Here is a 7,787-nt window from a genome sequence, read left to right as displayed (position 1 = left end):
TTTTTGCTTACTTTTTTATCAAGAAAAAAGTAACAATAAAGTTCCATTTTTTACCAATGTCATGAACAGATACGCTGCAAAGGCCACTTTTAGCGAATTTGGACGGAGAGCTTGATTTTTCTTCCCCCTTCTTTATCAAAAAGAAGTAGGCTACAAAAGCCTTTTACCAGTCCGCTGAACAGATACTAATAACTACTAAAATAAGAAACACTTATGAAAATCACGCTGGAAGTAGAGTGGAAGGATAAGTTTGAGCCAAGTATTTATTTAATATTAATAGAAGAATAGGGTTTGAACTTACGCTTTTAGGTATAGGATATGAGACAAACGCAGGACTTATTTTTCATTGGGATATACTATCTTTCTATCTTATTCCATCCCAAGGAATATTTTCATCCCTATTTTCAATAGGATACAACTTTAATAAGCCATGGGATTACGATACCCATCGTAATAAAAATAAAACAAGGCTTCACATCAAATAACTATAACTTGTCTAATATGCTTATTTAATAAGCTACCTCCAACATAAAACGTTCTTGGAGTAAGCCTATAGCAGGGTTTTTTTTACTTAAGTAGCTTAATTTTTCTTGATCTGTGTAGGGTTTTTCAGAGGTTATCTGCTCGATCAACATGCTTTGAATCGTTATATCAGGATGATTTAATTTTTTGCGCAGTTCAGGTAAGAGCTCCTCTTTTAGGTTTTGTAGCATAGCCTCTTGAACCGGATTAATCAATGAAATGGTAATAACTGAACCTTGAATTTTTGTCGATTGATTCATAACTTGATAGGCGGCTATACGGCCATCTTTCTTAAGCTGTTCCCTATAATCAGCTAAGTACGATGCAACCATTGCTTCTAGTTCTGATGCTGGTCTATCATACTGGGTTTTTATTTTTTTTTTTACATCAGCCTCATTCGCAATTTCTTGATTACTCAATTTTTCTTTTGCCGTTAATGAAGACTTTAAGCTTGTTAAAGTAGGAATCGTTATCGTTGCTCGTTTTGGGTCATCTACTACAGGATTCGCCGCTGCATGGTCGAGCCTATGGTTAGCGTGGATCAGTGGTGTAGTAGATGCCTTAGTAGGTGTAATATGAACTGGTTTAGGCCTAACTACAGCAGGATCTTTAGGAGAGGGCACTTTGGGTAATGGTTCATCTAGTCGTGGTGCTATAGTGCTTGCTGTACCAGATGAATAGATACTGGCTAATTCAATCAGTGCCAGCTCAACATGTAACCTTTGATGTTGGCTGGATTTATATCCTATGTCACACTGGTTTAAACGGGTTAACGCCTTTAATAAAAAAGAGATAGTACATTGAGCAGCATACTCCGCATAACGCGGGCGAATGTTATCCGTAACCTCTAAAAGCGCAATAGTGGCACGGTCTTTACAGACCAATAGATTACGTAAATGTTCGCCAAGTCCTACCACAAAATGATGTCCATGAAAGCCTGCCCGTAAGACCCTATCATAAAGAGAAAGAACAGCAGGAATATTCCCTTGTAAACAAGCTTCTGTACATTGAAAATAATAGTCATCATCCAATATTTGCAGATGATCACGTGTGTTGGTATAGGTAATCTTACCGCCTGGTCCTGCAGCAGTAGCAAGTAGATCAAACATAGAAAGTGCATCCCGCATAGCCCCTTCTGCTTTTTGTGCAATCAACTGCAGTGCGGATTCCTCATAAAGAATAGCGGCTTGTGTAGCAATTGTTTTAAGTTGTGTGACAATATCTTCTAATCTAATTCTATTAAAATTAAAGATTTGACAACGAGACAAAATAGTAGGTAAAACCTTGTGACGCTCTGTAGTAGCCAATATAAATATGGCATAGCTAGGAGGTTCTTCAAGTGTTTTTAGAAAAGCATTAAAGGCCGCATTAGACAACATATGCACCTCATCTATAATGTAGACCTTATATTTACCCATTTGAGGAGCATAACGGACCTGACTAACCAGGTCACGAATGTCTTCTACAGAATTATTAGAAGCTGCATCTAACTCATATACATTTATAGAACTGTTGCTGCTTATGCTGATACAATTGGCACACTGGTTACAAGGTTCTACTGCTTCTGTAATTTGCAAGCAATTGATGACTTTGGCCAGTATACGCGCACAGGTAGTTTTTCCGACACCACGCGGTCCGCAAAAAAGAAAAGCATGTGCCAGTTGCTTAGATGCGATGGCATTCTTTAATGTGGTGGTAATATGGGGCTGACTAATAACATCTTTAAAATTAGTAGGACGGTATTTTCTTGCAGAAACTACAAATTGGCTCATAAGGACATTGTAAATAACAGTACCTGTTCACGAAATTAATACAAAAGGCTTTTTTCTTTTCTTGCTTAAACCTACCATAGTCATGAATAGATAGAAATAATCAGATAGTAGACTTTTTGCATAACTGGTTTATGTTACGGCATTGGTAGGAAACATAGAGCAGAAAATCATAGCGTACTATATGTACGTAAAGATGTAAAGCACTGGCTCGATGTGTAAATTACCAGCAGCATGCAGCGCTATGCAAGCATTCTATTAGTTTATCCTTGAAAAAAGGATTTAATCCGTTCAAAAAAACTTTCTTCTTTCTTATTTGGCTTTGGTATAAAGTTAGGCGAATCGCGCAGTGAAAGCAAAATGTCCTTTTCTTCCTTTGTTAGTTCTTGTGGTGTCCAAATTTGCACATAGACTAACTGATCTCCTTTTTTATGATAACCATTTAGATCTGCGATGCCTTTTCCTCTTAATTTAAGAACCTCACCACATGATGTGCCAGGTGGAATCTTAAGTCTAACTTTACCATATATGGTGGGTACTTCCATTTCACAACCTAATGTAGCATCTATAAAACTAATGTGTAAGGTATAGCAAATATTATTGCCTTCACGTTTTAAAAGATCATCTTCTTCTTCTTCTATCTGGACAATCAAACTACCTGGCATACCACCACGGGCTGGTACGTTACCTTTGCCACGTAGCGTAAGTTCCATATTTTTTCTTACCCCCTTAGGCACTTGAAAGGTGATAAGATCATCTATAAGCTTTCTGCTTTCTCCTTGACAATCAATGCAAGGTGTTTTAATACGACTACCTGTTCCAGCACAATTGCTACAAATGGATTCTGTCAGCATATTGCCCAGCACAGTTTGGGTTGTTTTACGAACCACACCATGTCCTTTACATGATCCACATTTCTCTACAGCAAGTCCATTTTCTGCTCCATTACCGCCGCACGTATCACAACTTGTATAACGTTTTACTTTGACTTTTTTCTCAGTACCTAATGCAATCTCTTTAAGATTTAGTTTGATTCTTATCCGTAAATCTTCACCATAGTTGGATGACCGTTTTGTTCTCCTGCCACCACCAAAAAAACTGCTAAAGGGAGAGTCCTGAAACAGGTCATTCAAATCACCTTCGAAAAAGTCATCTCCATATGACCTACCTCCCTCTTGGAATCCTTGTGTACCGAAGCGATCATATTGATGCTTTTTATCTGGATTACTTAAAACATCATAGGCTTCTGTGGCAGCTTTAAACTTTTCTTCTGCTGCTTTGTTCCCTGGGTTTTTATCTGGATGATACTGCATGGCTATCTTTCGATAGGCTTTTTTAATCTGCTCTGCAGTGGCACTACGTTCTATACCCAAAACACTGTAATAGTCTTTTTCCATTTATACTCCAATTATAACTTTAGCAAACCGCAATACATACTCATTGATCAGATAGCCTTTTTCCACTACGGAGACAATCTTCCCTTGCATTTCTGGATTATCTACTGGCTGTTGCATAATGGCTTCATGCAAATCGGCATTAAATACACTTCCTTTTTCTATGGCTATTTCTTCTATACCATACTTTTTTAAAATCCCAGCTAGTTTATCATAAATTAGTTTAATGCCTTCCATGTGTTGGGGTACTTCCTGTGCACCTTGTAGTGACATTATACATCTTTCAAAATCATCTACAATGGGTAAGAGTTCTTTTAGTGTTTGCTCGTTAGCCTTATCGGTCAGGGCTATCCGTTCTTTAACTTGCCGTTTTTTAAAATTATCGAATTCAGCGTAAAGACGCATATATTTATTGTTTGCCTCCATCAACAGTGTTTGTAACTGTTCCAATGAAGGCATCTCAGCATTACAGGTTTGATGATGTACATCATCTATTACATCAGCTGATTGACAACAACCTAGTTGCGGATCTGCTTCTTGCTGGCCACAGCAACATGGTTGATGGATGGCTTCTTCACCGTTACAGCAGCATGGCTGATTAGTTGTTGTTTCACTGCTACAACAACCACTTGCTTGGTTTTTTTCTAGGGGCTCTTTGCAGCAGCCTTGTCCGTTTGTATGTGTGTTTGGTACCTTCATGCTTTTATTTATGGTATAAAATGTTACGAGATGGCCTCATGATTCAAATAGTAAAAGTAATAGCTAATGGTAACATTATGCTTTATGTAATGCAATTTTTTTGCCAAATGTACTGAACAATGCCAAATTGGCAGATCAAACAACTCCTTGGTTTGGATATTTGCCAGGTATTTTTCGGTAAAAATCTTGAATATTTGCTATATCTTTGTCGATGTCACCTGTAATATCAAAGATTGGACCAAACCCCATTTCCTTTTTAGCGTAGTTGATATACCCTAAAATAATGGGAACGTTTGCTGCTTGCGCTAACCTATAAAAACCTGTTTTCCATCTTTTTACATAGCTCCTTGTGCCTTCAGGTGCAATCACTAACAAAAGCTTATCCGATTGATGGAACATTTCTGCCATAGCAGCTACCATATTAGTGGATTTGTTTTTGTTTGTTCTGTCTATTGGAACAGCACCCAGCATTTTCATTAAATAGGAAAGTGGAAAAAACATTACTTCTTTTTTTATGGCAAACCTAAGCGTTAAATCAGGAGCGCTAAGGGTAAATAACATGCCATAGACAAAGTCCCAATTACTGGTGTGGGGTGCCAGTACCACGACTGCTTTTTTTGCAATAGTTGAATCAGTGTTGTTAGTAATCTTCCAACCTAAAAATTTGATAAGAGCTATAGCACACTTTTGGATCCAACTGTGTCTTTTCTTGGTTACACTACCTTCGGAAGCCATGGTTTTATACGCTTTATTTAGATCAACTATTATTTTACTTTACCAATTTAATATAAAAAAGTTAACCTAGAATGGGCAGTCTCCTATAGGATTCAATTACTTGGCTATAAGCCTATGTTTTTTTTTATTTTTGATCAAAAATAAAAAATAAATTGGTTGCTCCAATTGATTACAATAAACCTAATAGCTAGACTGTTTACTGGATCCATCTTATCCAACGGAATGGTTAGGAAATATGAAGCAAAAAAATGGCAATCTACCAAATGTAGGTCAATATTGAGCTACTGCATCGACTCGTAAATGAGCATTAGCAGTAACTGCTCGAAACGCAGCCTATTGTTTATGAAATAAAAAAATGGTAAAATTGTACCTAAGCAGCCCTTATACTCCTCCTTAGCTCAGTTGGTTAGAGCATTTGACTGTTAATCAAAGGGTCGCTGGTTCGAGTCCAGCAGGGGGAGCTATGGAACAAGAATGGAAATATTTTTTACAACAATTTGAGCTCCATCTCCGGTTAGAATGTTTGCTCTCTGAACGTTCTATTACCGCTTACCTCTCTGATGTAAAAAAATTTGCTCAATTCTTGTTACCTAAATCAATCGCTCCACTTACAGTTAAATCCAATCATATTCACGATTTTTTTTGCATACTACATGATCTTGGTATAAAAGCTACTAGTCAATCAAGAATGCTTTCTGGGTTGCGCGTTTTTTACAAATTTTTATGTCTGAGTAACCACCTTACCAAAGATCCTACTAAGCTTATAGAAAGTCCTCAGTTAGGTAGATATTTACCATCTGTTTTATCTGTACCGGAAATTGAGGCTATGCTTCAGGTAATAGACCATTCTACCCCTATCGGCATTCGCAATCGAGCGATTGTAGAAACACTTTATGGTACAGGCATGCGTGTTTCTGAGCTGGTTTCCTTGAAGTTAAGCCATATCTATTTTGAAGAAAGCTTTGTGCGTGTCATTGGAAAAGGTAATAAAGAACGTTTGATACCTATTGGTGCGGTAGCTTTAAAGTATATTAAAATTTATTTACAAGAAGTGCGTAGCCACATGAGTATACAATCAGCTCACTTAGATACACTTTTTTTAAACCGACTTGGTAGTAGCTTAAGCAGAGTGATGATTTTTTTAATGGTACAGTCACTTGCTAGAAAAGCTAACATCCATGTGAAAGTTGGGCCTCATATTTTTAGACACTCTTTTGCTACCCATTTAATAGAAGGAGGAGCCAATTTACGTGCCATACAAGAAATATTGGGACATAGCTCTATAACTACTACTGAAATATATACCCATCTAGACAGACATTATCTTAAACAAACCATGCAAGATTATCACCCCAGAAGTCACCTACATGATACCAAGTAAGCTATCTTAATAGCGTGTTATAGATGCTTTTTTAGAAAAAATAATTATATTTGTTCTCTTACTTGGGTCCTTAGCTCAGCTGGTTAGAGCATCTGTTTTACACACAGAAGGCCGCAGGTTCGAATCCTGCAGGGCCCACTCCTGGTATGTTTTTGTAAAGTTTTAAAGCTTTATGAAAGCGATAACAATGATAGCTTAATAATAACTTAGCCAATAGAAGTTATTTTCTATTGAACTTAAAATTTAGACATTATGCCTGTTAGATTACAACGTAAAGCAAGAAAAAATAAGATAAAAGCAGCACAACGTAAAGCTGCTATCAAGCGTCTTATGTTCATGCCTGTTATTAAATGTCTAGACGTGGAAGCCATCCGCAAAAGTTTTGCTGATCGTAAAAATACCATCTAGATTGTATGGCTTGCATCTATCTCTAGGCCGCATACTACATACCTGCTGATCCACTTTTTCAGATATAGTCTTTTTGTCTATGCCTGTTTATAGTTTTTGTAAACTTTCTACGACTACTTTTTGCCTTATTGGGAGCATTCAAGCAAGTTTGCCAGCACTACGCGCTCAACTATCTCCTGAATTTTTAGCTGACTTCCAGTGCCTAAACTTATCTTCTGAAGATAGAATACGACAGTCTCTCTCTGTTAGGGTATTGCTTTGCTGTTTACTCAAAAAATTAGGCTTACCTATTTTACCTCTTTCTAAGAATCAACAGGGTAGACCTATTTTAGAAAATAGCAATCTTCATATTAGTTTTGCACACACCCGTTATATAGCAGCAGTAGCACTATCTACCGCTTTTCCTATAGGTATCGATATAGAAACCATTAAACCAAGTTTAGCTAAGATACAATCAAAATTCTTAACAGATATAGAGGCCAAAAACGCTAATAATTGCCTTGAAACATTGGCCATCTATTGGGCTGGAAAAGAAACGTTGTATAAACGTTTAGATGGGGAACAAATGGCTACTAGTAAGAATATTTTTATAGAACCCTTTGATTTACAAACTGAAGGCAAACTGATAGCCCATTTGAGTCGCAAAAAGTATACAATGGGTTACCAACAACTGGTAGCTAAGGGCATACCAAGTCATGTTTTGGTATACTCTAAAACCTAATTCTTTATGCTTATGTATCTGTCGTTTACGCAATGGCTTCAACTTAAGGATTTTTTATTTGATTATAAGTTTTTTTGTCTTACTTCTTTCTTCTTTATCAAGAAAAAAGGTATCTGTTCATGACATTGGTAAAAAATAAATTTTTATTGTTACTTTTT

General features: G+C 36.9%; 7 protein-coding genes and 2 tRNA genes. 5 read left to right on the top strand and 4 right to left on the bottom strand.

The features are described 5' to 3' along the window. Positions 1 to 509 precede the first annotated feature (509 nt). The 4 genes from dnaX to MUW74_RS01300 form a co-directional block, all read right to left on the bottom strand. A complete protein-coding gene (gene dnaX / locus MUW74_RS01315) occupies positions 510 to 2,294 on the bottom strand; it encodes a DNA polymerase III subunit gamma/tau (RefSeq protein WP_243517446.1) in 1,785 nt (594 codons plus the stop codon). Between the two features lie 260 nt (positions 2,295 to 2,554). Next, the gene (gene dnaJ, locus MUW74_RS01310; protein WP_243517444.1) at positions 2,555 to 3,688 is read right to left on the bottom strand and encodes a molecular chaperone DnaJ; all 1,134 of its coding nucleotides are present in this window, start codon (positions 3,686 to 3,688) and stop codon (positions 2,555 to 2,557) included. After that, complete coding sequence (locus MUW74_RS01305; RefSeq protein WP_243517441.1) at positions 3,689 to 4,384, bottom strand: nucleotide exchange factor GrpE; 696 nt, start codon at positions 4,382 to 4,384, stop codon at positions 3,689 to 3,691. A gap of 135 nt (positions 4,385 to 4,519) precedes the next feature. Beyond that, entirely contained in the window at positions 4,520 to 5,119 is a 600-nt protein-coding gene (locus MUW74_RS01300; protein ID WP_243517438.1) for a 1-acyl-sn-glycerol-3-phosphate acyltransferase, read from the bottom strand. Between the two features lie 387 nt (positions 5,120 to 5,506). Here MUW74_RS01300 and MUW74_RS01295 point away from each other — a divergent pair. The 5 genes from MUW74_RS01295 (at position 5,507) to MUW74_RS01275 (ending at position 7,629) form a co-directional block, all read left to right on the top strand. Next, positions 5,507 to 5,580 (top strand) — tRNA-Asn (locus MUW74_RS01295). A 2-nt stretch (positions 5,581 to 5,582) separates the two neighbouring features. Beyond that, complete coding sequence (locus MUW74_RS01290) at positions 5,583 to 6,500, top strand: site-specific tyrosine recombinase (RefSeq protein WP_243517434.1); 918 nt, start codon at positions 5,583 to 5,585, stop codon at positions 6,498 to 6,500. A gap of 64 nt (positions 6,501 to 6,564) precedes the next feature. Beyond that, positions 6,565 to 6,638, top strand: a tRNA-Val gene (locus MUW74_RS01285). A 114-nt stretch (positions 6,639 to 6,752) separates the two neighbouring features. Further along, entirely contained in the window at positions 6,753 to 6,908 is a 156-nt protein-coding gene (locus tag MUW74_RS01280) for a hypothetical protein (protein ID WP_243517431.1), read from the top strand. A gap of 79 nt (positions 6,909 to 6,987) precedes the next feature. Beyond that, positions 6,988 to 7,629, top strand: a complete 642-nt coding sequence (locus tag MUW74_RS01275; RefSeq protein ID WP_243517428.1) for a 4'-phosphopantetheinyl transferase superfamily protein — start codon at positions 6,988 to 6,990, stop codon at positions 7,627 to 7,629. Positions 7,630 to 7,787 lie beyond the last annotated feature (158 nt).

This window comes from Candidatus Cardinium sp. cBcalN2, assembly GCF_022810445.1.
Lineage (GTDB): Bacteria > Bacteroidota > Bacteroidia > Cytophagales > Amoebophilaceae > Cardinium.
The sequence above is the reverse complement of the archived record's forward strand: the minus strand, read 5'-3'. Positions and strand labels throughout refer to the sequence as shown.